This is a genomic window from Actinomyces minihominis, assembly GCF_900187855.1.
In the GTDB taxonomy this organism is placed as follows: domain Bacteria; phylum Actinomycetota; class Actinomycetes; order Actinomycetales; family Actinomycetaceae; genus Scrofimicrobium; species Scrofimicrobium minihominis.
Window position 1 is genome coordinate 149,950 of record NZ_FYEG01000003.1, and the last position, 25,727, is coordinate 175,676.

Sequence of the window (25,727 nt, forward strand, 5' to 3'; positions counted from 1 at the left end):
CCACCGCCTGCGTTCCGAGAACTGCAGCCCCCATTGGGCATTTCATTGCGCACCTTCAGGATCTAGGGCTCCATACTCCCTTCACCCCCTGCTGGAGCGCACTCCTTCGAGAAGGCGAGTGATCTGCTCAGCTACCACATCGCCACGAAGCTGGACCCAAGTACTGGTGAGGTGGTGGGAGTCGCGGTACATGGTAACCACCCCATCATTGGCACGGCACATGTCCCCCTCACAATAGATGTCCGCCAGGTCCATGAAAGTCACACCCTCGATCTGCGGAACATCGAGATCCTCAAAAGGCCGGTAGAAATCAGCCTTTGAAATGGCGCACTTCTCCAGGGGATTTGATTCCAGGCACACGGGTGCTAGGTTCCCACCTGCTGGATTATCCCGTAGCCCTAGGACCTGAACCCCGGCGGCAGACAGGGTCTCAAAAGCCTTCGTGTAACCATCGGGAATCCACTCTCCACTCATCCGGGCTCGCGTCCCCATGGTCACAACGAGGTCGACGTCCTCATCCAAAAGGGACTGCATGACCTCTTCATTCCACTCGGCGCAAGTCGAATCCAGTTCAAACTCGGAATCAACATCGCTTGAAAAGAGACAGCTCGATTTAATGTACGTAAGGAGGCGGGCATCTGCCTCCTCTGCGGCCCTTTCAGCAACCTCAACCCACTGCTGGGAGTGGGATCCCCCGACCACCGCAACGGTTAGGTCCGAGTCTTCATCCCCCCACTCACAGGTGAGTACTTCGGGCTTCGTAATCTCTTGCACACAGCCCTCCTCGACCACACGTCGGTAGAAGTCATCCTTCGCAATTGAGGGGTGCGGAACAAGGTCGTCGTTGGAGTTGGCGGGTGTCAGCTCACCCAGGTCCGTAATGGTGATCTGGTCAGAGAGCTTGGCTGCTGCCGCCACGTCGAGGGCGTCCCGGCGGTCCAACTGTCCGGTCCAGAAGGTAATGGCCATGGCGGGCAGCGCCAAAAGGAGAACCAACACCATCAAAGTGGCGCGCCAGGATCGCGTCAAAACCTTTGACTTCCGAAGCGGGTCCTCAATCAGCTTGGTTGTCGCCACTGCCAGCACTAGGGCGAGGACGATGATACCCAGTCCTCCGAGCAGGGAGACCTCCGATCCAAACTGGTAGCGGTATGCCACAAGAAGGGGCCAGTGCCACAGGTAGAAGGCAAACGAAGAGTCGGCTATCACCAGGACGGGCTTCCACGTCAGCGGCTTGGGCTCGACGCGGTTCCAAGAAGAAGTGATGATCCCCAGGGCTGCAAGGACCGGGATCAGCGAGAGGTAGCCGGGGAGCAGTCGTGACAGATCCAGAAATGCACCAAGGAGAAGAAGCGTCAGAAGGCCGAGCCAACCAAGGATCTTCGCAGTTTGCCGGCTGCGGAACTCTCGCCTCATGAGCAGGAAGAGCAGTGCCCCCGCCATGAACTCCCAGAGTCGGGCAAAGGTGTTGAAGTAGGCCGCAGGCTGGTTGGTTTCAGTGGTGTAGACAGAGTAGGCGAAAGAAACCACAAAGATGGTGCCGCTTAGGACAATCAGTGCTCGTCGTGGGTCCCGATCTGAGCCGTGTCGCGCCCGAACCAATGTGACAATCAGCCACGTGGCCAAAGCGAACAGGATGTAAAACTGCACGTTCACTGCCAGGGCCCAGAACTGCTGGAACGGCGAGGCAGCGTCATCCTGCTGTGCATAGTCGGTTGCGGCACCGATCAACTGCCAGTTCTCGAAGAAACCAACCGAGGCCCAGGCCGAACCAAGCGCTGCCCGTTGGGCACTTCGCGGCATCCAGAGGGCTGCGATCATGATGGTTCCGAGGATGACGACGACAGCAGAGGGAATGACGCGGCGAGCGGTCCTCAGGAGATAGTCACGCAGGCGAAGAGCCAGGTCCCTGAAGCTTGTTGACCTGTGGAATGACCTGTACAAGGATCCCACCGCAAAGTAGCCCGCGACGACGAAAAAGACATCGACCCCACCGGAGACCCTGCCAAACCAGATGTGGTAGACCGCAACCAGTAGTGCGGCCACGGTTCGCAGCCCCTGCACACCAACCAGATAGCGCCTGGGAGCCCCTGTCCCGCTTTGGGATACTGCGGATGCTTTGACCGCCAGATAACCAGACGGTCGAGAGTCGTGTTGAGCCGGGGTGGCCATTGAAACTCACTTTCAAATCCTGCGTCACCTACGGAAGCGAACTGGCAACACCGCAATTGGGCGGTACCTTTGTTGCTCCCCCAGCAGGCTACCGGGCCCCGCTCTGCCAACTCCTCGAACCCCTGTCCCTGTGCGTGAGATCTCGTCAATATGAAGCCTTGAGCTTGAGTTCGGCTCTCACTTTGGGCCCCGCGGTCCTCCGGAGGCGCCTTGGTCCTTCACCGGTGCAGATTTAGCCAGATTTGGGTCCCAAATGGCCCCTGCGCAGGACCACCGCACCCCCGGAGGACCAAGGCGGCGTAAAGGTAGCGATCTGCTCCCCGTTTTCCCTACGGAACTGCGACTCTATGCTGGTCGCCGACTTCGCATCCCCGCCCGGCCTAGCAGACCGTCTCTAGCCATGAAACTGACACAAAGGAGTAGAAGGTCGAGATGGTCAAGACGCCTGATTTCAGCAAAATGAAAGACATCATCGGTGATGCGAAAGACGCGGTTGGAAAGGCTGTCGGAAGTGCCGCCGATGTGGTCGAAGTGCCTCTGAGAAGATCGGTTCCCAGATCGATGAGATGAAGTCACAAAGAGCGCAGAACGCCGCGGAGAAGGAAGCTGCGAAGCAGCCCACCCCTCATGAGTAAGCAGTCATTGAATACAACGACGCCTACATGGAGTTGAACGACGCAGGAATGCAGCTCTTTGGCCAGCGTGAGCGCACGGTGGATTTGCTCGACTTGATCGAGTTTCTCGTGAACAGCATTGCCCGAACCTCCAAGTCATTCGACGCTGATTTCGTCGAAATCAAGACCCACAAGCAGGACTTTAGTTCTCTTACACAGTTCGCCGAAAATGAGCTTGCGACCGTCCGGAAGAGCGCTGTTGGTGCTGGTGCTGGTGTGGCCACTGGAGCGAGCGTTGCTGCAATCGCCCCGACCGCAGCCATGTGGGTCGCCACCACCTTCGGCACAGCATCCACAGGAGCTGCTATTTCCTCACTCTCCGGCGCTGCAGAAAAAATGCTGCCCTCGCATGGCTGGGTGGGGGGACCCTCGCCGCAAGCGGTGGCGGAATGGCAGCAGGGTCTGCATTCCTTGCCCTTGCGGGACCTGTGTGGTGGACTATCGCCGGGGCCACGGTACTCACCTCTGTGGTGGTCATTACCAACACGAAGTTGAGGTCAAAAAAGGAGAAGGAAAAGGTCCTCTCGGAGGGCAAGAGGAATACCGCGAGCACGGACCGCATGACTGCCAAGGTCGCAGCACTGGCGCAGAAGACTGAAGTACTCCGTGAGCGTCTTGTCGAGAGCTACGAGGGCTCCCTTCCGACCTTCGGAGAGGACTACGCAGAACTCAGCCGTGATGAGCAGGTCCGACTCGCCTCCCTCGTCAACAGCGCCAAGGCCTGTTCTGTGCTTCTGAGCGAGCGCTTTGAAGAGAAGTCCGATGAAATATCAGATGACGAGACAGTAGAGGTGCCAGACGGTGAGTGATGCCGAAAAGCTCATCAAGAGTAACCAAGAGCAAGCAGTCGCCTCATGGATCAACTACCTCAACCAGGTTCGCCTGGATCGTCTTGTCGATGCACTAACGAAACAGGACATGAACTTGGGTAACGCTCTGTCAAGTGTTCAGGATGCCTTGGAGCAGATTGGCCGAAGCGTCGTCGACGTGAACCGTGGCGGACAGAAAGGAATGCACGGCTTTATCGCCGAGATCTCGGAAATGGGCATAGGCAACGCCAGGGAACAGATCCTCGGTAAACCCTCCGTGTACGAATGGGTCAATGACAACGGGCCTATCGACCTGCTGCGCGACGGCGTCGCCATCCAGCAGAAGTTCGTGGCAGCAGGGGTACGCTACGGTCTCGGCGCAATCTCTGAACACCTTGACAAGTACCCGGACTTCATCAAAGCAGGGAGTAAGTACCAGATCCCCAGCGACCACTATGCCGTTATCGACCGATGGCTAAACATGTCAGGTGAGGATGCCCAGCGGTCCCTGAGCCACAGCGGAGATGGGCCCTCGTATAGAGACTGGCTGCGTGTCCAGGAATTCTTCAAGGAGGGCACAGTACCCGTCGATTCGCTGGAGCCATCGACCCTCGGGTACGCGCAGGTGCAGCGCGGAACCTACCAGGCAACTCTGGATGGAGAGAAAAAATCGCTACGCGAAACTGACAAATCAATACGCGAAGAAGCGTACCAAGAGAGCTGCCCGGGGCTGCCCGGTAGAATAGGCATCCATGGAGACACCCCAAGAAGACCTAGCTTCTCGCTCACGCCCATCAATGAAGGACGTGGCAGAGCTCGCCGGAGTTTCACAACGGACCGTCTCTAATGTCCTTGGTAAATACCCTCACGTCACTCCTTACACTCGAGATCGAGTGCTGGCCGCAGTCGAGCAACTCGGGTATCGACCCAATATCGCTGCCCAGCAGCTACGGATGGGTGTCACCAAGACAATCGCATTGGTGCTTCCCAATCTCTCCTGGCCTTACTTTGGCGAGATCGCCCACCTGGTGCAGAAGGAGGCTCAGCGCGCCGGCTATCGACTGTTGATCGCAGAGACCGAAGGCTCTAGAGAACGTGAGGCCGCTGTCCTCTCGAACCTCGGTACCAATCTGATTGATGGCGTTATCCTCTCCTCAATTGAGTTGGATACAAAGGAACTCGATGACCTTCGGATAGACGCTCCCCTAGTCCTCCTTGGTGAGATGATTTCTGGCGCAACTCATCCTCACTACACAATCGACAATGTCGAAGCGGCTCGCGAGCTAACCTGGCACCTCCACAGCCAGGGAGTACGGCGATTCGCTCTCCTGGGTGCCACAGCAACCAAGGCAACTGCCTCGGCTGGTGTGCTTCGTCGAGCAGGGTTTGAGCAGGCATTGGTCGAGGCGGGAGTCACGACTTCAGCAGGAACCGCACGGTATGATCATCTCCCCGCCTCACCGTGGACGGCTGAACGAGGGAGAGCCCACGTTGCCGAATGGGTTCGAAGAAATCCTCTGCCAGACGCGATCGTTGCCCTCAATGACCTACTGGCCGCAGGAGCTTTGCGCGCATTGAGCGACGCGGAAATCAATGTTCCCGGAGAGGTCCTACTCACGGGATGGGACGGAACAGTAATCTCCAAGTACGCGACCCCATCGATGACTACGGTGTCCCCTAACAAAGCTGCAATCGCTCAGCACGCGGTGCGGGGGTTGATTTCACTCATTGAAGGCAACCCAACCCCCGCCGGCGACGTCTTTGTCGAACATTCCATCAAGATCCGCGAATCATCACTCCCAATCAAAACAGGGAGAGAGTTCCTGGACTGACACTCCAAAGTCTGCTCGCCTAACACTGGTGGCGTTGGGCTAAAACTCTATCTCCATCCCGTCGTATGCAATAACAAAGCCCTCTGGCTCGGCCACTTCACACATTGACTCGTAGGTGCATGGGATGTTGTGAGTGAAGTGGTTTGCCACAAAGATCGTGTCTGGTTTCACCAAACCCATTTCCTCCATACGCTCACGCACCTGTAGATTCTCACTAAAGTTCATGTGCACCTCGGACTCAATATCCGTGTTACCAAAGGTACAATCAAGCGAGACATAGTCAAAGCAAAGCCCCGACTCTGCTAACGCAGCCCAAGTCTTGTCCGAGATGAACCCGGTATCGTGCGCGTACAAGAGGGACTTCTCCCCATGGGAGATAGCGTAGATAACACAGTCACCGAAATTGAATCCGTGGCGTGCGTCAAGCGTCAACACGTCGTACTTGTCTAGCACTCTAAATCTGTCACCATGCTTGACCTCGTGAAACTTCAGCTTCGTTTCGTCAACCATCTGCTCCAGCATGAGAGCACGCTCGTACATTCCCCGAACCGTGTGTGTCGAGTAGACATCCAGGCAACCTGTGAGCCCGTTTGAGTAGTACCCCATTCGGTAGGCCAAGTCCTCACCGTAAAAGTGGTCCGAATGCCAGTGTGTTACTAATAGTGCTTCGATGTCAGAAAGTGGAAATGGGTGCTCCAGAGTGTGCAGGTAAGTATCCCCGGGGAAGTCGATCAGCAGTTCATCGTTGATCAGCGCCTGAGTCTGAGTACGAATCTCCCGACCACGTACGGTTCGTGCGTTTTCACAAGTCTCACAATGGCAGAAAATTGCCGGTACTCGTTCGGCTGCTGCCGTCCCCATTTGTCGAATTTTCATCGCATATCCTCCTCTTTTCTCGTAATGGAACTTCTAGTCGACTACGTCAACCAGCGGGTCGACTTCAGTTCCGGTCCCAACCCCGGCTGTCGTTGACCGATCCTGTTCCGTCGTCACTGTTGAGCGTCCACCATTTCGCTTGATGAGGTAGGCGCCAAGTATGTTCACTAGGACCGATACCAAACAGAAAACACCCATGATGATGAACATCCGACTGTAGGCATCTTCGGTTGAGTAGTTGTCAAGCAACGCGCCAAAAATCAGGTATCCAAAAAAGGCTGGTGAGTACCCGATTGCCGATGCCAAAGACATAGCAGTCGCCGAGATCCCACGGCTGACCCCGTACTCTCCGATCGGAGCGTAGTAGACAGCGCGAACCGCGTAGCAGCATAGGGAGATGAGTAGCGCTACCCCAATGACAACGAACATGTAGCCATCACCCCTTGGGATGACCAGCATTAGTACGCAAAGCAGACCGATTACTGCAAAGACAACGGCCATCCACTGTGCACTGGACTTGAACTTCCAGCTCGCCATCATGCCTGAAAGTGGCGACGCAATAATTGCCATAACCCCAATGTTAAGAATCCCGAAGAATCCCATGACGCCCGAGGAAAGGCCGAAGGTGCTCTGGATTATGGGAAGGAAGTAAGTGTTGGCGGCGACAAAGACCAGGTATCCGCCCGCAGCACCAAAGCCGGTGGTCCAAACAATCGGAAGCTTGGCAGCTTTTGCCAGCATCAGCAGTGCCTCTTTTTTGTTGGTCTTCTCTTTCTTCTGAAGAATCGTGCTCTGCAAGAAATCATTCGGGATCAGCTTCAGGACGACCAACGAGTACAGGATCATGAACACCGAGTAGAACGTCATCGCCAGTCGAACACCGAAAACGCTTGAACCACCAATGAAGAACAGCCCCAACGTCAAACTGTTGATAATCAGACCATTGACTGAACGGATTGCCTCCTGGGTTGAGAAGGAGGCGGCTTGCGTGGCATCCGATGCTGTTCCACGGGTAGCCTTCTGCACAGTGGGCCAGTAGATCGCGTCCCCAAACAAACCAAATGCAATAAAGGTAATAACCAGATACCAGAACGGAAGGTCGGGAACCAGGGATGCGATTAGAGCAAAAATGCCGTAACCGACCATGTCAATCGCGATCATCTTCCTGATTGGAATCAAGTCCTGAAGCCAGCCGAGTAGAACATATCCAAAGATCTGGACAAATCCCACGAGTCCGAGCAGGAACCCCAGCTGCGTATTACTCACCCCGAGCGCTTCACGAAACGGCTCATAGAGCACGCCTCGTATGGAACCCCACCAGTAGATGCTGGTGGAGAAAGTTACAGTTAGGAAGACCGTAAAGCTGAGCTTATTCATTCCCAGATAACGGAGAAACTTCTCTTTCATTGGTCACGCTTTCTTCTATGCGTATATGGTTCAACGTATTGAGAGCTGACGGATCCCTCGTTCTATGTGCGACATTGCATTGGAAACCGTCGTGATTGACTCACCCACTGAGCCCCGCTTAAGTGTCTGGACCACGGGTGAGCTATGTACGTAATGGTTCATCGGCGAACCGAGGATGTTATTGGCCTTCTATTGCCACTATGGTGCCATCATCACTCCCTCGCTAATACCGGGGAACTGGCACGAACCTCTGTTATGGTGCGCGGACGAATCTGGCTCCGGTGAGGCTCAGTATTGGTAACGATGCTGTGGATACTTGCGGTGGGCAGCTTGGGCTTCCGATTGGCGTCGCATAGCCCATTGGTTTCCTGTCCGGTATCAGTGAGCTGCGTGTAGCAGATCCCGCCAAGTACCGGAGAGGCATATAGTGCAGCAAATAGCTCGGCGAGATTTGCCTCGAAGCCTTCTTTGGTCTTCGCAACTCGGTAACCCCACGCGTCTTTGAATGACTCCTGCAGGGAAATACCACCGAACTCAGTGACCATGATTGGTTTGTCGTCTTGCCAAGTGGTGGAGAGGAGTATCCTTCGACCCTGTGGGCCAGTGCCCGAGACAGTTTGCCGAATTGCCTCCACGTCTTGATAGGCGATTTCCAACTCTTGCCCGGTTGAGCCGTAGTCATGAGTGCTGACAATGTCCGTGTCGAGCTGTTCCCATCCGTCATTGGCTATCACGGGGCGCGTTGGATCAAGAGCGCGGGTCGCACTTACCAAAGCGTTGACGAAATGTCTCTGTTCGGGCACATCAGCGATAGAAGAAACTCCCCAGCTTTCATTGAATGGTACCCATACCACGATGCTCGGGTGCGATTTGTCGCGGGCAACCAGGGCAACCCACTCGGCAAGAGTCCGCTGAACTGCTAACGGACTAAACCCATATGCTGATGCGCTCTCACACCAAACCATGATTCCGAGGCGATCTGCCCAGGTGAGATAGCGACGGTCTGCAGATCTCTCGTGAACACGAACCATGTTGAATCCTAGGTCGCGAACCAGTCTCAGATCTTCAAGAATTGCTTCGTGAGAGGGCGCCGTAAAGTAGCTTTCTTCCCAGTAACCCTGGTCCAGCACACCGCGCTGGAAGACAGGCATGCGGTTTACCTGGAGGTAACGGTTATCCAAAGAGATCTTTCGAACTCCCAAGTACGACAAAACTTGGTCGTCTGAAACAGGGTCATGGTACGTCACCCGGGCGTCGACAAGGTTCGGGTGATCTGGCGACCATGCTAGTTCGTCCCACTCATGGCGATTTCTCAGGCATGGAATATTCAGCGTGACTTGAGAGTGAGTCACCGAAGTGAGCACCGTGGCCTTGGCGAGCAGGCGACTTCCCATCGACAACTCAATACACAGGGTGCTGTTCGGCGATACCGCCCCACGAAGAGTCACATCGGCCGTGACAAGGGCCCGATCCAAGTCCGAAGACCAACTGACAGAGGCAATCGACGTCTCCGGCACACGTTCAACCCAAACGTCGCGCCAAATACCAACGGACTGTTGGTACCAGATGCCGTGCGGTTCTTCATTCCAATCTTGTTTGCCACGAGGTTTGTCTATATCCTCCGCTCTGTCCTCTGCGCGGACCACCAACACCATTCCATCGACGATGCTCGCGAAATCAATGACAACTTCAAACGGAGTAAACCCGCCTTCATGTCGGACCACATGTTGGCCGTTAACCCAAACATCAGCCACAAAGTCCACAGCTTCGAAATGAACCACGACTTTCGAGCCAGTCCCCTGCACCTCGTCCGGCCTGACTACACGGCGGTACCAGCAGATATCGGGGACCTCACCACTCCATTGGGAAAGCAGGCTGCCGACGGGATAGGGGACCACGATGCTGTCAGCAAAGACTTCGCTTCGGTTGTACCAGCTTTGGGATATTCCAACATCCTGCAAATCAGGAGCAAACTCCCAAAGACCGTTGAGTGACGTCCATGAAGGTCGACAAAGCTGAGGCCGGGGGTAACCTGCGTCGCTCCATGCGCGAAAAGTATCTGCTTTGATAAACATGCGAACATATTTGCAGAGTTCTTGAACTTTTGCAATCGTAGCAGACCTGTGTTCTAGCTCACCTTTAATGAGTATATTGGCCTTTGCTAGCCCTGCCATTCTCCTGAACGGTAGCCATGACTCCGGGCCGGGCCGGGCTCCCTGGTGTCAACCTTGCCGCCAACGTACTTCCTACGCCCGCTTCAGCACAGATCGCAGCTGACTCAGGATCAAGTAGCGAAGCAAGGATCACGTTTTGGAAAAAGACAATGACGTCGGGGAACTAACCAATGTTCCCTAGCAGACTCATTCCTTTAAAGGAGCGATCAAGATGACCATGGCAGCAGCACTCGGTTTCCTCGGAATCGGCTTGCGCATCGCATTTGCCGTGATGCTACTGTGGCTTCTCTACCGGATCGGCAGCAAGATCGGCAAGCAATGATCTCGGAAACCTGCCTGTAAACGAACCCACTAGGCCTTCGACTTGCGGCCCTCCAGATGAAGAGTCTGGGGGCTGAGTTTTACTTCGAACTGCCAAGGACATGGAAACTGGCTTCGCAGTCCATCTTCCTGGGGACAGTTCAATGTGGGAAAGGCGGCCCTTGCGTAGTAGGCCCACCGGGACTCGAACCCGGAACCCACGGATTAAAAGTCCGTTGCTCTACCATTGAGCTATAGGCCCATCGGAAGTCATTGTAATAGGCTCCTTCGCGCTAACAAGACACGGCGGATGTAAAACGTGGCGAAGCTCAAGCAGAGTTGCCTGAGTTGAAGCCTTCCTGATTACTCCCGCCAGCTATAGCCTTTGCCCATGGAACAGGAACCTAAATGCTAAACCCAGACATCGAAGCGGTCCTATTTGATCTTGATGGTGTGCTGACCCCGACGGCAACCATTCATGAAGAGGCCTGGAGGCGCCTGTTTAGCAGGTTCTTCGAAGACCACGAAGTGGCCCCCTACACCGATGAGGACTACTTCGAACACCTCGATGGTCGGGCTCGCTACGACGCCGTAGCAGCCATCCTTGAGGCTCGCGGCATTCACCTTCCCTACGGCGATCCCTCTGATCCGCCGGAAGCGTTCACCATCTGCGGCCTCGGCAACAGGAAGAACCTAGAGTTCAACCACGCCATCGCTTCCGAGGGCGTCCAGCCCTACCCCGGCTCCCTCCTCTTCCTCGATTACATCGCCGGAAACATGCGTGACAAAGCCAGCATGAAGCGCCCCCCGTTGAAGGTCGCTGTGGTGTCCTCCTCAAAGAATGCCCCCGAGGTCCTTCGCGCCGCCGGACTGTTCGACCACTTCCCCGTCATTATCGATGGCAACGTGGCGGCTCAGGGCGGCCTTCCCGGCAAACCAGATGCTGCCACCTACCTGGAAGCAGCCTCTCAGCTCGGTCTTGCACCAGAGGTTTGCGCCGTTGTCGAGGACGCCGTCTCAGGGGTTCAGGCAGGCCGTAACGGCAACTTCGGAATGGTGATTGGGGTTGACCGGGGTGCGGGGGCAGACGTCCTCGCAGAAAATGGCGCCACCCTGGTCGTAGACGACCTCGCGCAGCTAGTCCCCCACGAGTCCGTCGCAGAGATGCGTCCCGGTTTCGATATCCCCTACCGCTATCCCGTTAACAACGACCCCGACTGGCAGATCAGCGAGGCCCAGTTCACGGTGGAGGGGCCCGATGTTAAAGCCTCCCTTCTGGCGCAAACCAACGGTTACCTTGGTATGCGCGGTGATGTCGGGCTCCGCTTCAATGAGAACACTCGTGGAACATTCCTCAATGGTCTTCACGAGGTCTGGCCAATCACCCACGCTGAGGATGCCTACGGTTTCGCCCGTATCGGCCAGTCGATGGTCACCCTCCCGGACGCGACCGGTTTCGACGTTTTCGTGAACGGGGTGTCGATTACAGATGAGGACGAGGGCGAGATCCTCTTCCGCAGCCGCACTTTCGACCTGCAGGCAGGCGTCCTCATCGAACGAATCACCTGGCGCGGCGCAGAAATGGGTCCGGCTCATCGCAAGAGCGTGCGGGTCGAACAGCGTTCTGCCGTAGCACTGTTCGACTCCCACCTGGCGACATTGCAAATCTCAGTGACACCGCTGACCGGCGACTGTGAACTGGAGATTCGCTCGATTGTCGACACCCCGGCCCTCCCCCCGGTGTTGATCACCGAGGGCATCATCCTCGAACTGGATGATCCCCGAAAGGCCAACAAGCTGATTGCCGGTGCCGTAGTTGAGACCGAGGTCTTTCCCGGCACCCACGGAGCCACAGTTTCGTATCGGGTGCGGGCCTCCAAAATGGCCGCCGCCCTCTCCGTCAGCAACCGTTCAGAGGTGGTGACAGCGATCCATGATGGCGGGTCCGTCGAAGCCGAGTATGTCGCTACCACGCCCGTGGAGCCCAACCTCGGTGAAAGCCTGGCCTGGTCGTCTTCTGCCCTCGTGGAACGGGGAAACTCGCTGGTGATGACCAAGCGGTTGGCCTATGCCCGGGACGATCTCTTTGAACCGTGGCCCGGCAACCCCACCCCCCGCGCCGAAGCTGCCCTGGCTACTGTGTCTGCGATCGACCCCGAACAGTTCTTCACGAAACAAGCCGCCCGCCTCGCAGAGCTTTGGGAGCGCGCCGACATCACGATTGAGCAGTCAGCCGCCCCCATGTCCCGAATAGCGACGATCATTGATGATCCGTCCGAGGGGTCAATCTCGCTCCAGGCCGGGGTGCGCTGGTGCCTGTTCCAGATCCTCCAGGCCAGTTCGTGCATCAGTGACACGGGGGTTCCCGCCAAGGGGCTCACCGGTTCCGGGTACGACGGTCACTACTTCTGGGATTCCGAAATCTACCTGGTTCCGGCCCTCATTTACACCAATCCCGAGGCCGCCCGGCAGCTGCTGCACTACCGTTACCGCACGTTAGATGCCGCGCGGATCCGCGCGATCGAGATGCATGAGAGTGGCGCCCTCTACCCCTGGCGCACCATCGCCGGCCTGGAATCTTCGGCCTACTACCCCGCGGGAACGGCGCAGTACCACATCAATGCGGCAATCGCGTATGCCCTGGACCAGTACCTCAACGCCACCGGTGACATGCAGTTCATGCTGGCGGAGGGCGTGGACGTCCTCGTCGAGACCGCTCGCATGTGGATGTCCCTGGGCTTCACCAGCGGGCGCGACGGAAAGTTCCACATCAACGGGGTGACGGGCCCCGATGAGTACACCGCGGTTGTCAACGACAACACCTACACCAACTTGATGGCCCAGGCGAACCTGCGGTACGCCTACCACTGGCTCACGGTCGCGAAGGATGACTTCCCTGAGGACTACGCGGAGATTATCCGCCGTCTTGCCCTCTCTGATGAAGAGGTGGCCTCGTTTGCAAGCATCGCGGACACCATGTTTATCCCGTGGAACGAAGCGCTGGAGATTTTCCCCCAGGATGTCGACTTCCTCGACAAGCAGGTGTGGGACTTTGCCGGGACCCCTCCCGAGAACTACCCGCTGCTCCTCAACTACCACCCGCTGGTCATCTACCGCCACCAGGTTCTGAAGCAGTCCGACACCGTCCTCGCGCTCTACCTGCTGGGCTCGCAGTTTGAAGACCACGTCAAGAGGTCGAACTTCGATTACTACGATGCCATTACAACCGGGGACTCATCGCTTTCGTCGGCCGCTCAGTCAATCGTTGCGGCCGAGGTCGGGCACCCCGAACTTGCGGCCACCTACTTTGAGAGGCTTTTGAAGATCGACCTGGCGGACCTGCACAGGAACACCGATGCGGGGTTGCACATCGCATCTCTCGGCGGAACATGGAGCGCCCTGATCATGGGCTTTGCCGGCCTGCGTGACGACACCGGCACGCTTCGTTTCGCACCGCGCCTTCCCGTCAACTGGTCGGGGATGCGGTTCACCCTGCAGATCCACGGCTACTCACTACACGTTCACGTCACTCGCAACGGTATCCAGTTCGACTACGACGCACCTGATTACGTTGCGGTTGAAGTCGAAGTTGAGGGCGAGACCATGAGCATCCACGGTCGAGGGCTCTAAGGCCAAGAGGGTACGCGAAGGCCCCGCTCCTACACGGGGCGGGGCCTTTCGAAGACTGCGTCAGGTTACTTCTTGTTGCGACGCTGGTGGCGGGTCTTGCGCAGCATCTTGCGGTGCTTCTTCTTCGACATCCTCTTGCGGCGCTTCTTGACCACAGAACCCATAGGGTCACTCCCTCCAACAACATCACTTCTTGATTGGTCGGTTTTTCACCGAACCAACATGGCTTTGAACGTCCCCACAATACTACGAAGGGGACCTACTGATAAACCTCAGCCGAAAACCGGCCAAACGTCACAGGTTCGAAGGCAGGCTCAGCTGCCGACCTCACGGTCCTCACCGGCGTTCCACGAAGCTTCAAGAAGCTGCGCCACCCCTGACTGCGGCACGCGGAAACTCTTGCCCACCCGAATAGCCGGCAGTTCCCCGGCGTGAATCAAGCGGTAGACAGTCATCTTGGATACCCTCATGACGTCCGCGACTTCACTTACCGTCATGAAGCGGGGTGAAGGCTGAGTTTCCATCGACTTACCTAATCCCATTAAAAAGAACCGGATTGAAAAACTGGCACGGGGCGGAGACCCGTAGGTCACCCCTCCCACACCATAGACTGAATACTAGCGCAGGATGCTACAACTAGCCGGATGATTTCAGGGGAGGGTTTCCATTGGGTTCACGAAGGGGCGACTCGCGTCACGGCTTAGGTTGGCGCCGCGACCCTCTGCGTTCTGAAGCCCTGGACAGCGCCCTGGGGGATTCGCACTTCGCAGACTCAGAACCGGTCGGTCACGTCGACACACCCCTTCGCACGGATCACCTCCTCATCCGTTCCGGTGGGGGGCGCTCGTGGCTGCACCGCTCAAGGCTCTCCTTCAACCAGTTCGCCATGCGCTACCCGGCACGCCTCACCCTGCTGGTGTTCACCTTCCTGATCGCGGTCACGACCCTCTTGCTCTCACTTCCGATCGCAAACACGGGACGGCACTTCACCCCTTTCATCGACGCACTATTTACTGCGGTTTCTGCCGTCTGCGTCACCGGCCTGTCTGTGGTTGATACCGCCACCTACTGGTCGGGATTTGGTCAGGCTGTAATAGCCGCCGGTATCGCCCTCGGCGGCCTGGGCGTCATGACCATGGCGTCCCTGCTGACACTGGCTGTCTCTCGGCGCCTCGGCCTCACCCAGAGACTGATGGCACAGGATGACACCCAGGGGCGCATGGGGGACGCGGTCACCCTGGTCAAAGCCGTCTTTATCACCACCGTCATTGCCGAGGTCGTCCTCTTCCTAGTCATCGCCCCCGCTTTCCTTAGGCAGGGGCGCCCCTTCCTGACCTCGGTTTGGGACGCCCTGTTCATTTCGATCTCGTCGTTCAACAACGCCGGCTTCGTGAATATGGAGGGCGGGGTGGCGCCGTATGTCAGCGACTGGTTCGTCCTGCTCCCCCTGGTGCTGGCTGCATTCGTCGGTGCGATCGGCTTTCCCGTCTTCGTTGACCTACGCCGGAACTGGCGCAAGCCGCGTTCGCTCAGCCTGCACAGCAAGATCACCATCACTACCTACATCAGCCTCGCCGTCATCACCGGCCTTATCATCGCGGCACTGGAGTGGAACAACCCCTACACATTCGGAGCCCTCGACTTCTCTGGAAAGTCCCTCAGCACCATCGTCGGAGCCATTAACACCCGCTCCCTGGGTGTCAGTGCCATTGATGTTTCACAGATGACAGGCGCCTCCTGGCTGGTTCAGGACATCTCGATGTTCATCGGCGGTGGGTCGGCCTCACACGCCGGTGGCATCAAGGTGACGACATTTACCATCCTGCTCTTGGCGGCATGGGCAGAGGCCCGAGGGCGTCGGGACGTCGAGGCGTTTCACCGCCGCCTTCCCCTCGGCACTATTCGCCAGGCAGTCGCCGTGCTCCTTGCCGCCGTGGTGCTGGTGCTCGGAGCATCGGCCGTCCTGCTGGTTATCACCCCGTTCACCCTGGACCGCATTATCTTTGAGGTGATCAGCGCGTTTGGAACCGTGGGCCTCTCCACCGGGATCACCTCCGCACTCCCTCCCGCGGCGAAGTTCGTCCTCTCCCTGCTCATGGTCATCGGAAGAATCGGTCCCATGACATTTGCGGCCGGGCTGGCACTGCGTGAAAAGCAGAGCTTCCTGCGCCTTCCAGAGGAGCGCCCTATCGTGGGTTAACCTTCGGACCCCTGACTGCAATCAGTTCATCCGTTTCTAAGGAGCAGACGTGGCATCACGAACCAAGAAGACCAGCGGCACCCTCGTCGTCGGGATGGGGCGCTTCGGCGCCGCCGTCGCAGTCACGCTTGAACACCTTGGTTTTGAAGTCCTTGCAATGGAGAAGGACTACAGCAGGGTTCAGCACTACAGCGGCATCCTCCCCCTGGTTCAGGGGGACGGCACCGACCCGGATGCCCTGGAGCAGGCGGGCGCCAAGGACTTCTCCAGTGCGGTTGTCGGGGTGGGAACATCCCTCGAGGCCTCCGTCCTCATCACCGCCAACCTCGTCGACATCGGGGTGGAGAACATTTGGGCGAAGGCCACCTCGCGTGAGCACGGAAGGATTCTGCGACGCATCGGAGCCCATCACGTGGTCTACCCGGAGTACGACGCGGGCCAGCGAACCGCACACCTCGTCGGTGGTCAGATGCTCGACTACATCGAGATGGACAAGTCAGAACTGGTGATTGCCAAGATGCGTCCCCCGCGAGAACTGGACGGTTTCACGCTGGGCGAGTCCCAGGTGCAGACCAGGTATGGCGTTCACATCATCGGTTGTCTGCGCGGCGGGAAGCCCTTCCGCTACGCCGATGCGACCACGCGGATTGACCTTGAGGACGTCCTGGTTGTCTCCGGTAGCTCTGTCGATGTCATCCGCTTCTCGGAGAGACCGCGCTGAGTCGGCTTTTCCACAGCGTTCCTCTGATGTCGGAGGGACTGGGTACCCTCGGGGAAGAAGAACCAACCGAGGGGGAGCCGTGGCCCGGATCAAGACTGCCTACCGCTGTGCCCAGTGCCAGTGGGAAAGTCCCAAGTGGCTGGGGCAGTGCCGCCAGTGTGAGGCCTGGGGAACCCTGGAAGAGTACGTTCCGGTCCCCGTAGCCACCGGTAAGGGCGCCCCCATGATCAGTTCCGGATCCGGGATGGGGGCCGTGGCGGTGGCTCTGGACCAGGTGCGGGTCGAGGACGCTGATGCCCGGCCCAGCGGAATGGGAGAGTTTGACAGAGTACTGGGTGGTGGCATCGTCCCCGGTTCTGTTGTCCTGCTTGCCGGGGAACCCGGGGTGGGGAAATCAACCCTGCTGCTAGATGTGGCGGCTCGCTATGCCCGTGCAGCCACCGCCTCCGGGTTGGGTCCGGTCCTCTATGTCACAGGCGAAGAGTCGGTGGCCCAGGTTTCCAAGCGCGCGCACCGCATCGGCGCCCTCGAATCAAACTTGCTTCTGGCAGCTGAGGGCGATGTGGGGTCCGTCGCCTCCCTGGTGCAAACCCACAGTCCCTCGATGCTGATTGTCGACTCGGTGCAGACCATGACGTCCTCCCTTGCCGAGGGATCACCGGGTTCTGTCAGCCAGGTGAAGGCAGTCAGCCAGGTGGTTATCAACGCTGCCAAGGCCAATGCATTGCCAACGCTCCTTGTTGGCCACGTCACCAAGGACGGCACCATCGCCGGCCCCCGGACCCTTGAACACCTAGTCGATGTCGTCTGTCAGTTTGAGGGAGAGCGGACGGGATCACTGCGGCTGCTGCGCACTGTAAAGAACCGCTACGGCTCAACGGATGAGGTCGGATGTTTCACGCTGGTCGACAGCGGAATCCGGGAGGTGTCGGACCCATCGAAGCTGTTCACATCAGGCTCAAGGGGTGAGGCGCCGGGTAGCTTTGTCACCGTGACCCTCGAGGGGAACAGACCGCTCCTCACTGAGATTCAGGCCCTGGTTGCCCCCGGTAGCGGCGGAAGTCCGCGACGGACCACTTCGGGTCTTGAGTCCTCCCGTGTCGCCATGATCATGGCTGTCGTACAGGCCCACCTTCGCCTCGACCTCTCCCAGAAAGAGGTCTACGTATCGACGGTTGGGGGAGCCAAGATCGTCGAACCCGCCGTCGACCTCGCCATTGCCCTGGCGATCTGGTCGGCAGCCCGCGGAAAGAGGCCTTCGGGTCACATTGTTGCTCTCGGAGAGGTCGGGCTCACCGGAGAAGTGAGGGGCGGAACCGGCCTGTCAAGAAGAGTTTCTGAGGCCGCACGTCTCGGTTGGGACACAGCTATCGTCCCCGCGGGCCAAATCAGTGAGATACGGGCTCCCAGGGGCGTTAGGCTGTTCCCAGTCGATAGTCTTGGCGAAGCTGTGCGCCATGCGTTTAGCTAACAGGAAGGGGCGTGTGGCAGGTGGATTCGGGCAGTATTGAACTGCGCAAGGCCCTTCAGTTGGTTGCCCCCGGCACCGCACTTCGTGAAGGTCTGGAACGCATACAACGGTCCCATACCGGCGCACTCATTATCCTGGGCTACACCCCTGAGATTGAGGCGCTCTGCTCGGGGGGCTTTGAGCTTGAGGTCCCCTTCTCACCAGCCCGCCTTCGCGAACTGTGCAAAATGGATGGCGCAGTCGTGATCGATTCGGACACCTGGATGATTCGTAAGGCGAATGTTCAGCTGATCCCCGATCCCACCATCCCCACGAATGAGTCCGGAATGAGGCACCGCACCGCCCAGAGGGTTGCTCGCCAAACCAACATCCCCGTGCTCTCACTATCAGCTTCGATGCGTCTGATCTCAATCTATGTTGGCAAGCTGCACCACACGGTAGAGGAACCAGAAACGCTGTTGGCCCGGGCCAACCAGGCGGTCGACACCCTAGAGCGCTACAGCCAGCGCCTGGATGAGGTGCTGGCTTCGATGGCCATCTTTGAGATGCGTGAGGCCGTGACGGTTCGCGATATTGCCACCGTGGTTCAGCGAATGGAGATGATCCGACGCATCACCTCAGAGATCGATGGCTTCCTCAGCCAGCTGGGAGATGAGGGCCGTCTGCTCTCACTCCAGGTCGATGACCTCCTGCGCGGCGCAGCGTCAGAGCGAGCCCTGGTACTTCGCGACTACGTTGCCGACCCCTCGATGCTAGAGGTAGTAGAGGAACGTCTGGCGGCCCTCTCGGGTGAATCACTGGTTGACCTGGCTCAAATCGCTGAGAGTTTGGGGATGTCGGTCTACGATCCGGCTGACCTTGATGAAGTGGTGCGTCCCCGTGGGATCAGAGCCCTGGCAGTCATCCCGCGCCTCCCCTGGCGCCTCATCCAGCAGATCTCTGACCGCTGGCCCACCCTGTCAGATCTTCGTGAGCTGACCGCAGAGGACTTCCAGCAGATAGAGGGAATCGGACCCTACCGGGCCCAAACCATTGTTGATCACCTGCGGCAGCGAGCCAATGCAGCCAGCAATCCCAATCTGCCCTGGTAGTTAGCGGATCTGTATCGACACGGTTTGCGGCGTTGATGCGCCCGGGGCCAGTGCCGTCAGGGTGTAGGTGCCCTGCGAGGCGGTGGCACCCCCGGTTTCTGCGGCCACGGCATCACACCCCTCGTAGATGTGACCGTTCCACGTCAGTGAACCCTCCCAGGTGTCCCCCGGTGCCAGCAGCAGAGTCTTAGACCAGTCCGCATCGCAGGCAGATGGTGACCACACCACAGTGGTTGCTCCCGCGAGCTTAATGTCAACCTCTGAGGTTTCGACACTGCAGTCGACCTTGCCGGTGTTCTCCAGCTGCACACCCAGGGTGAACCCAATCCCCTCGTCGACAACACCTGAAGAAGGTGTTAGGCGTACCCCCAGGTCATCACCGGCGCAGGGCAGAATCTCCACCGGCTTCGGAGCCGCACTCTCAGTAACTTTGGCGTGCTCCTCACCGAGAATACCCATCACCCACTGCACCCCCTTGGTGATGCCAAAGATGAGCCCGATCAACAAGGCGAGCAGGATGGCGGTCGAAATAATCCGTCTAGCCCAGGGAACCTGCTGTGAACGACTAGCGGTCACGCCTAACCCACCTCCGGGGCACGGGGACCGGTCTTGCGCCCCGAAGATACCGAACTGTCATCATCACTGCCTGAATCCCTGCACCAGCGCTCAACCAGAATGGCGACTGCGCAGGCGGCAAACGCGGTGACAGCCCCCGCCAGGCCGCTCCAGGCCGACAGTGCTGTAGCAGGAGCCCAGAGCCGGGTAAAACCAACGATCGCTACCCCCGCCAGGAACCCACCGCAACCGGAGGTGACGTAAGCGGTGGCTCGCGACAGCACGGCAACGCGCGCTGCGCCAATAGGGGTCACCCAGGTGTCCTTACGAGCCCGCAGGCGACGGACTGCCTTTCCCCCGACCAGTAGCCAGATCGCGATGAGGACAAAGAAGAGAGAGATCAAGGGGGTGACAACAAAGGGGTGGGCTCCGGCCCGGACCAGGAGCGCTGAGGTTAGAGCTCCGAGGGCAAGTGTGACAACACCGATTGAAGCAACCAGAAGAAGATTAAGTGGTTTCATGCCTTGTGTTTGCCACTTCCATTACCCCTCTTCGGCAAGCGGAAGACCGGAACCGAGCCCGTCGGGGTGGGACGAACTGTGACGTGGCGGGCCACCTTCGGAATCGATCCTGCAGGGGTGATGGGAGAGCGCTCCTCGGTTGTGGTAGGGCCGTTCAATCTGGGACGCTCCGCCTCTGTTTCAATGGCGTGGCGCCGGGCGAGAGACTGTTGAACATCAATCCCTTCCAGCGGAGTCTGGATGGATTCAACCGCGTGAACATCATCCGGGGCATCGACCGAATCAACCACTCGGACCCGTCTACTGCGTTGGGCGAACTCCCAGTTCGGGAGGCTTGGAACCCGACTCTTCACCTGCGGTGAAGGGTCCACAACCTTAGCTGGGAGATCCTGGGACGCTCGGGGAAGCACCGGGGTGGGCGCCGCCTCTCGCACCGGGGTGGGTGCAACCTGCGACCTGGGCCGAGGTGGTGGCGGAGGCTTAACCACTGTGCGGGGCTTCGCCTGGGCCCGGGCGCGTGGAGTCTTCCGCGCTTCCCGCTGTTCCCTGTCAAGCAGGCTCTGGAAAATCGGATCGCCCTCAACATCTGCCAGGCGAACACCCTGACCGCGAAGCACCACCTGCGGGGAGGTTCCATCGAGGTGAATCTGCCTCGACCGGGCAGGGCGCGGGGCCAGATGCACCTCGACCGCTGCACCGGGGTCATTCCCCTGCTGTTCCAACCAGTCGGGATACTCAAACAGTATGCCCCCGAGGTCGTCCGTCCTCGGCAGCAAATCCCGAGCAAACCCGTGTCGGGGTAGGTGGGCCTGCGAATCCGCGAGAAGCCAGGGGTAGAGCACAAAGGCACGCACATGAGCCCGCGGGTGGGGCAGCGTCAACTTCTTCAGGTTGAGCAACATGTGGTCGAGGTCGATGATGTCTATGTCGAGTGTTCGGGCTCCCCAGTGGCTGGTCCGCACACGACCAAATCTCTGTTCAATGCCCTGGGTCGCCTCAAGCAGTGCCGGGGGTGCCAGAACCGTCTTGGCAACCACAATCGCGTTGTAATAATCGTCCTGAGGGAGCGCGCCCTGTTCCAGGACGGGCTGCGTGCGCACCAGGGGTGATACGGAGTCAATCTCAAAGCCGTCCACAGCTCCCAGGGCCTCGACGGCACCCCGCAGGTTCTGCACCGCGGGACCCTGATTAGCGCCGAGCGCTAAGACCACGTCATAGACGTGCGGCTTGGGTCGGGAAGGGGTGGCGCGGTAGGTGGGTTCCGGGCTTGGACGTCCGTGCTTCCCCGTGTGCCGGCTCCTTGGCTCCGGCCTCACCTCTGGTGCAACCTTGGCCGGCTTGGGCGCAGGTGGGGCAGGCGGGGGCGGAGTTAGCACCTTCGGTCGCCCCTGGTTGGTTTCTACAGGAGGACGGTTCGTCGCCGGTTGCACCTTCGCTGCGGAGGGCAGGTTGGCATCGATGGTTGGTACACCCTGACGCCTCTCTCGTATCACGGTGACGGAGACGTCTGTGAACTGCTGTTCCAGCGGGGCCATGGGCTTGTGAACAGTGACTTTGGCGCGATGTACCCCGGGGTAGCCGAGGGCGATTTCTGCCAGTCGGGAAGCAAGAGTTTCAATGAGGAAGACTGCGGGTCCAGAGAGGACAGCAACCGCGTCCTCAGCCACCTTGGAGTAGTCAACGGTGTCGGCAACATCGTCCGACTGCGCGGCCTTACGGGCATCAACATACAGGGTCAGGTCGGCGACAAACTCCTGGCTGCCGTCTCTCTCAAAGTCATACACGCCGTGGTTGCCGACAGCCGTCAGCCCACTCAGCGTGATGACATCCCACTTGCTCACCGCAGCCCCCGCCTATCAATCATGACAGCTCGTCAATAAGACGAACGTGTCCGGCAACGTGGTGGACCCGAACGGCCCACACTCCCGCCTCCACACACCTCTTAGTTACCTCTAGCGTTCCACCCTCAACATCATCCGGGTACCGACTGACAACGAACCTCTTTCTCGAGGCCCCCACCAGAACGGGAAGGCCCCGCGCAGTAAGAGAACTGAGGGAGTACACAACGCCCCAGGAATCTTCAGGCTTCTTTGCAAATCCTAGCCCGGGGTCAATGATCATCTGGGATTGACGCAGCCCGTTTTCCAAAGCGAGGCGTAATTGGCCCTCAACCTCTTCGAGGACATCACCCACAACCTCGATGTAGTCCTGGTTGAGATCCTTCTGGGACGGGAAACCTCGCCAGTGCTGGATGACCATCGGCAGTCCGGCCTCGGCAGCGACCCGGGTCATCTGCGGATCGTGAACCCCGCCTGAAACATCATTGATGAGGTCGGCGCCCTCTTCAATGGCCCGGCGCGCCACCTCGGAGTTGACGGTGTCGATCGAAGTGGTGATATCGCGACGTGCCAGGGCGGCAACCACGGGACCGACCCTCTCCCACTCTTCCTCAACGGAGACCCTGCGGGCCCCCGGTCTGGTCGACTCTCCGCCAACGTCGATGATGATGGCGCCCTCATCCATCATCCTCAAGCCGTGATCCACGGCCATGAGCGGATCCAGCCAAAGGCCCCCATCCGAGAAGGAGTCCGGGGTAACGTTGAGGACACCCATGACGGAGGTCTTGCCGCCGCCGAGTGGAACCCCGCGAAGGAGGGGCGCTGGAACGGGCGGCTTCGTAGTGGTAAACATCAGCCTCGGTTCCTAGAGAAGTTCCAAAACCTCTTGGCGCCTACCGGTTTCACGCAGCTCACCGGAGTAGTGCGTTGTCACCGTCTCCGAGCCACCCTTGCTGACGCCCCGCATGGTCATGCACATGTGCTCCGCCCTGATGATGACCGCCACGCCGCGCGGTGCCAGAGCCGCCTCCACCGCCTCGGCAACCTGCCTGGTCAGCCTCTCTTGTACCTGGGGTCGGCGGGCAAATCCCTCGACGCAGCGAGCCAGCTTCGACAGTCCCGTCACTCGACCACCCGCGGGCAAATAGGCGACTGAAACCGTGCCGAAGAAGGGCAGCAGGTGGTGTTCGCACATTGAGAAGAATTCGATGTCCTTGACGATCACCAGACCGTCAGCATCAACCTCAAAGGTCTTTTCCAAGTGCTTGGACGGATCCTCGCCCAAGCCACTGAACAACTCTGCGAATGAGCGTGCCACACGCTCTGGCGTCTCCACGAGGCCATCACGAGTCGGATCCTCACCAACCCCGCTTAGGAGCTGGCGGATAGCGTGTTGTACCAGGGCGGCATCGAAGTTTGCGCCGCCCTCAGCCGAGCTGTCCCGTCCGCTCACAACTGTTCTTCCAAGGGTGCGGGAGGGTCAATATCCTTCGGATTCAGCCCGATGGGGTTACCGAGGACTGCCCCCTCGACTGCGCCGTGGTGACCGTAGTTCCACACCTCACGCTTGGGCTGCTTCTTAATATCGACAAAGATCTCTGCCAGACCCTTCTCATCTATCGTCTCAATATCGAGAAGCTTCAGAGCGAGGGTATCGAGGACATGGCGGTTGTTGGTTAGAACCGTCCACGCCTCACGAATGGCGTTGTCGAGCAGTTCACGAACCTGGTCGTCAATCAGGGTGGCCTGGTGGTCTGAGATGTTCAAGCCGCGGCCCTGGCCCATCTCACGACCCACGAACGGATCGGTATCCTGGTGCCCCAGTTTGACAATGCCGACGCTGCTGGTCATGCCGTAGTCGGTGACCATGGCCCTCGCAGTCTTGGTGGCCTTCTCGATGTCATTCGAAGCCCCGGTTGAGGGGTCCCGGAAGACGATCTCTTCCGCAACTCGACCGCCCATCGCATAGACGAGGTCGTCGAGCAGCTGGTTTCGCGTCCTCGAGTAGCGGTCTTCCGTTGGCATCACCATGGTGTACCCGAGGGCGCGCCCGCGGGGCAGGATCGTCACCTTCGTCACCGGGTCCGTGTACTGCAGGGCCGCCGCCGCAACGGCATGACCGGCTTCGTGGTACGCGGTGACGTACTTGTCGTGCTCATTCATGACGCGAGTGCGTTTTTGCGGTCCGGCAATCACCCGGTCAATGGCCTCATCAATCGCCCGCATATCGATGAGGTCGGCATTCGACCTCGCGGTGAGCAGGGCGGCCTCGTTCAGAACATTGGCCAGGTCAGCGCCGGTAAAGCCGGGGGTTCGCTTAGCAATCTGGTGAAGGTTGATGTCATCCGTGAATGGCTTGCCCTGGGAGTGAACCCTCAGGATGGCCTCGCGTCCCTTGAGGTCGGGGGCCTCAACCGCAATCTGGCGGTCGAAACGGCCCGGCCGCAGCAGGGCCGGATCAAGAATATCGGGCCTGTTGGTCGCGGCAATCATGATCACGTTGGTGCGGGCATCGAAACCGTCCAGCTCAACAAGCATCTGGTTTAGTGTCTGCTCACGTTCGTCATTGCCACCGCCAATGCCGGAGCCGCGGTGGCGGCCAATCGCATCAATCTCATCGACGAAGATGATGGCCGGGGCTGCCTTGCGAGCCTTGGTGAAGAGGTCACGGACCCGGGAGGCGCCAACACCAACGTAAAGCTCCATGAACTCGGAGCCAGAAATGGAGAAGAACGGCACCTTAGCTTCACCTGCAACAGCCTTGGCCAGCAGGGTTTTACCGGTTCCGGGTGGGCCGTAAAGAAGAACACCGCGGGGAATCTTGGCCCCGACCGAAGTGAACTTCTCCGGGGCAACCAGGAACTCTTTGATCTCTTCCAGTTCCTCAACCGCCTCGTCCTCACCCGCCACGTCGGCGAAGGTGATCTGCGGATTCTCCTCATTAAACTCTTTGGCCTTAGAAGCAGAGAACGAACCCATCATGCCACCGCGGGTGGAGCGAGACATGAGGAACCAGAACGCACCGAGGATCAGCAGCATGGGGATCATCAGCTGCAACATGGCGCTGAACGCAGAGGACTGCGGGTACATCGCGTTGTAGCCGAGCTTCGGTTCAGCCTTCTCAATCAGGCCCAGAATCTCATCGGTTTGGGCGCGAGCATATGTGAAGGAGATGTTCTTGCCGAGCTCCTTCTCAGGGTCCTCAACCGAGGTGGACTCATGGGTGTAGGACTCTTCCAATACCATGGTGACCTGCTGCGAGCCATCGTTGAGGACGGCGCTGTTGACCGTCTCGGTACGAAGAATCTCCAGGCCCTCAGAGGTGTTGACGACTCCCGGCTGAAGGAGGCGCCAAACCATCCACCCGATCACTAAAAGTGCGATCAGTGGTATGACGATGTAGGGCCAGACCTTTGCCTTCTTGGTCTTCTTCTCCCTGGGCTGAGCTTCTGCCAT

Annotated in this window: 21 protein-coding genes and 1 tRNA gene; 9 read left to right on the top strand and 13 right to left on the bottom strand. The window is 58.8% G+C overall.

The window, feature by feature from the left end:
- Positions 1-81: 81 nt before the first annotated feature.
- Positions 82-2,172 carry an acyltransferase family protein gene (locus CS903_RS04635; RefSeq protein WP_099332392.1) on the bottom strand — a complete coding sequence of 697 codons (2,091 nt, stop codon included), beginning with the start codon at positions 2,170-2,172 and terminating at the stop codon, positions 82-84.
- A 662-nt stretch (positions 2,173-2,834) separates the two neighbouring features.
- On the opposite strand from CS903_RS04635, the gene CS903_RS09445 reads away from it, so the two are divergent.
- Genes CS903_RS09445 through CS903_RS04650 form a run of 4 tightly spaced genes read left to right on the top strand, consistent with a single transcriptional unit; the run spans position 2,835 to position 5,487 of the window.
- Positions 2,835-3,341 (top strand): hypothetical protein, encoded by a 507-nt coding sequence (locus CS903_RS09445; RefSeq protein ID WP_207203753.1) that lies wholly within the window; start codon positions 2,835-2,837, stop codon positions 3,339-3,341.
- Positions 3,338-3,655 carry a hypothetical protein gene (locus CS903_RS09450; protein ID WP_207203754.1) on the top strand — a complete coding sequence of 106 codons (318 nt, stop codon included), beginning with the start codon at positions 3,338-3,340 and terminating at the stop codon, positions 3,653-3,655. Before CS903_RS09445 ends, CS903_RS09450 begins: the two co-directional genes overlap by 4 nt.
- Entirely contained in the window at positions 3,648-4,502 is an 855-nt protein-coding gene (locus CS903_RS04645) for a hypothetical protein (protein WP_099332393.1), read from the top strand. The genes CS903_RS09450 and CS903_RS04645 overlap by 8 nt, the downstream gene beginning before the upstream one ends.
- Positions 4,453-5,487, top strand: coding sequence for a LacI family DNA-binding transcriptional regulator (locus tag CS903_RS04650; protein WP_099332394.1), 1,035 nt, complete (start codon positions 4,453-4,455; stop codon positions 5,485-5,487). The genes CS903_RS04645 and CS903_RS04650 overlap by 50 nt, the downstream gene beginning before the upstream one ends.
- A gap of 39 nt (positions 5,488-5,526) precedes the next feature.
- Here the strand turns inward: CS903_RS04650 and CS903_RS04655 are convergent, their stop codons facing one another.
- The 4 genes from CS903_RS04655 to CS903_RS04670 form a co-directional block, all read right to left on the bottom strand.
- Positions 5,527-6,363: an MBL fold metallo-hydrolase gene (locus CS903_RS04655; RefSeq protein ID WP_099332395.1), complete on the bottom strand. Its 837-nt coding sequence runs from the start codon at positions 6,361-6,363 to the stop codon at positions 5,527-5,529.
- A 33-nt stretch (positions 6,364-6,396) separates the two neighbouring features.
- Complete coding sequence (locus CS903_RS04660; protein ID WP_099332396.1) at positions 6,397-7,770, bottom strand: MFS transporter; 1,374 nt, start codon at positions 7,768-7,770, stop codon at positions 6,397-6,399.
- A gap of 212 nt (positions 7,771-7,982) precedes the next feature.
- Positions 7,983-9,944 (bottom strand): glycoside hydrolase family 2 protein, encoded by a 1,962-nt coding sequence (locus tag CS903_RS04665; RefSeq protein WP_099332397.1) that lies wholly within the window; start codon positions 9,942-9,944, stop codon positions 7,983-7,985.
- A gap of 490 nt (positions 9,945-10,434) precedes the next feature.
- Positions 10,435-10,506: transfer RNA gene (locus tag CS903_RS04670), tRNA-Lys, on the bottom strand.
- 146 nt (positions 10,507-10,652) lie between these two features.
- Between CS903_RS04670 and CS903_RS04675 the strand changes: the two genes are divergently transcribed.
- Positions 10,653-13,874: an HAD-IA family hydrolase gene (locus CS903_RS04675; protein WP_099332398.1), complete on the top strand. Its 3,222-nt coding sequence runs from the start codon at positions 10,653-10,655 to the stop codon at positions 13,872-13,874.
- Positions 13,875-13,939: 65 nt separating this feature from the next.
- On the opposite strand, the gene CS903_RS04680 is transcribed toward CS903_RS04675, so the two are convergent.
- Both CS903_RS04680 and CS903_RS04685 read right to left on the bottom strand, forming a co-directional pair.
- Entirely contained in the window at positions 13,940-14,038 is a 99-nt protein-coding gene (locus CS903_RS04680; RefSeq protein WP_086992420.1) for a 30S ribosomal protein bS22, read from the bottom strand.
- 150 nt (positions 14,039-14,188) lie between these two features.
- Entirely contained in the window at positions 14,189-14,398 is a 210-nt protein-coding gene (locus tag CS903_RS04685; RefSeq protein ID WP_099332399.1) for a helix-turn-helix domain-containing protein, read from the bottom strand.
- Positions 14,399-14,541: 143 nt separating this feature from the next.
- On the opposite strand from CS903_RS04685, the gene CS903_RS04690 reads away from it, so the two are divergent.
- From CS903_RS04690 to disA, 4 genes are all read left to right on the top strand, one after another.
- A complete protein-coding gene (locus tag CS903_RS04690; RefSeq protein WP_099332400.1) occupies positions 14,542-16,074 on the top strand; it encodes a TrkH family potassium uptake protein in 1,533 nt (510 codons plus the stop codon).
- A gap of 49 nt (positions 16,075-16,123) precedes the next feature.
- Complete coding sequence (locus tag CS903_RS04695; protein WP_370737644.1) at positions 16,124-16,795, top strand: potassium channel family protein; 672 nt, start codon at positions 16,124-16,126, stop codon at positions 16,793-16,795.
- A 79-nt stretch (positions 16,796-16,874) separates the two neighbouring features.
- A complete protein-coding gene (radA, locus tag CS903_RS04700) occupies positions 16,875-18,266 on the top strand; it encodes a DNA repair protein RadA (RefSeq protein WP_099332401.1) in 1,392 nt (463 codons plus the stop codon).
- Between the two features lie 20 nt (positions 18,267-18,286).
- Entirely contained in the window at positions 18,287-19,357 is a 1,071-nt protein-coding gene (gene disA / locus CS903_RS04705) for a DNA integrity scanning diadenylate cyclase DisA (protein ID WP_099332543.1), read from the top strand.
- Here disA and CS903_RS04710 read toward each other — a convergent pair whose 3' ends face one another.
- Genes CS903_RS04710 through ftsH form a run of 6 tightly spaced genes read right to left on the bottom strand, consistent with a single transcriptional unit; the run spans position 19,358 to position 25,727 of the window.
- Positions 19,358-19,933, bottom strand: a complete 576-nt coding sequence (locus CS903_RS04710; protein ID WP_099332402.1) for a hypothetical protein — start codon at positions 19,931-19,933, stop codon at positions 19,358-19,360.
- A 2-nt stretch (positions 19,934-19,935) separates the two neighbouring features.
- Positions 19,936-20,433 (bottom strand): DUF3180 domain-containing protein, encoded by a 498-nt coding sequence (locus CS903_RS04715; protein ID WP_099332403.1) that lies wholly within the window; start codon positions 20,431-20,433, stop codon positions 19,936-19,938.
- Positions 20,430-22,274, bottom strand: coding sequence for a 2-amino-4-hydroxy-6-hydroxymethyldihydropteridine diphosphokinase (gene folK / locus CS903_RS04720; RefSeq protein WP_099332404.1), 1,845 nt, complete (start codon positions 22,272-22,274; stop codon positions 20,430-20,432). The genes CS903_RS04715 and folK overlap by 4 nt, the downstream gene beginning before the upstream one ends.
- Before the next feature lie 19 nt (positions 22,275-22,293).
- Positions 22,294-23,124: a dihydropteroate synthase gene (gene folP / locus CS903_RS04725; protein ID WP_099332405.1), complete on the bottom strand. Its 831-nt coding sequence runs from the start codon at positions 23,122-23,124 to the stop codon at positions 22,294-22,296.
- A 12-nt stretch (positions 23,125-23,136) separates the two neighbouring features.
- Positions 23,137-23,724 (bottom strand): GTP cyclohydrolase I FolE, encoded by a 588-nt coding sequence (gene folE / locus CS903_RS04730; protein ID WP_099332406.1) that lies wholly within the window; start codon positions 23,722-23,724, stop codon positions 23,137-23,139.
- Complete coding sequence (gene ftsH / locus CS903_RS04735; protein WP_099332407.1) at positions 23,721-25,727, bottom strand: ATP-dependent zinc metalloprotease FtsH; 2,007 nt, start codon at positions 25,725-25,727, stop codon at positions 23,721-23,723. Before ftsH ends, folE begins: the two co-directional genes overlap by 4 nt.

Excerpts from the sequence above, each read along its gene's own strand:
- CS903_RS04635 (WP_099332392.1), bottom strand. The coding sequence starts at position 2,172 with ATGGCCACCCCGGCTCAACACGACTCTCGACCGTCTGGTTATCTGGCG.
- CS903_RS09445 (WP_207203753.1), top strand. The coding sequence starts at position 2,835 with ATGGAGTTGAACGACGCAGGAATGCAGCTCTTTGGCCAGCGTGAGCGC.
- CS903_RS04650 (WP_099332394.1), top strand. The coding sequence starts at position 4,453 with ATGAAGGACGTGGCAGAGCTCGCCGGAGTTTCACAACGGACCGTCTCT.
- CS903_RS04655 (WP_099332395.1), bottom strand. The coding sequence starts at position 6,363 with ATGAAAATTCGACAAATGGGGACGGCAGCAGCCGAACGAGTACCGGCA.
- CS903_RS04660 (WP_099332396.1), bottom strand. The coding sequence starts at position 7,770 with ATGAAAGAGAAGTTTCTCCGTTATCTGGGAATGAATAAGCTCAGCTTT.
- CS903_RS04665 (WP_099332397.1), bottom strand. The coding sequence starts at position 9,944 with ATGGCAGGGCTAGCAAAGGCCAATATACTCATTAAAGGTGAGCTAGAA.
- CS903_RS04675 (WP_099332398.1), top strand. The coding sequence starts at position 10,653 with ATGCTAAACCCAGACATCGAAGCGGTCCTATTTGATCTTGATGGTGTG.
- CS903_RS04680 (WP_086992420.1), bottom strand. The coding sequence starts at position 14,038 with ATGGGTTCTGTGGTCAAGAAGCGCCGCAAGAGGATGTCGAAGAAGAAG.
- CS903_RS04685 (WP_099332399.1), bottom strand. The coding sequence starts at position 14,398 with ATGGAAACTCAGCCTTCACCCCGCTTCATGACGGTAAGTGAAGTCGCG.
- CS903_RS04715 (WP_099332403.1), bottom strand. The coding sequence starts at position 20,433 with ATGAAACCACTTAATCTTCTTCTGGTTGCTTCAATCGGTGTTGTCACA.
- folP (WP_099332405.1), bottom strand. The coding sequence starts at position 23,124 with ATGTTTACCACTACGAAGCCGCCCGTTCCAGCGCCCCTCCTTCGCGGG.
- ftsH (WP_099332407.1), bottom strand. The coding sequence starts at position 25,727 with ATGGCAGAAGCTCAGCCCAGGGAGAAGAAGACCAAGAAGGCAAAGGTC.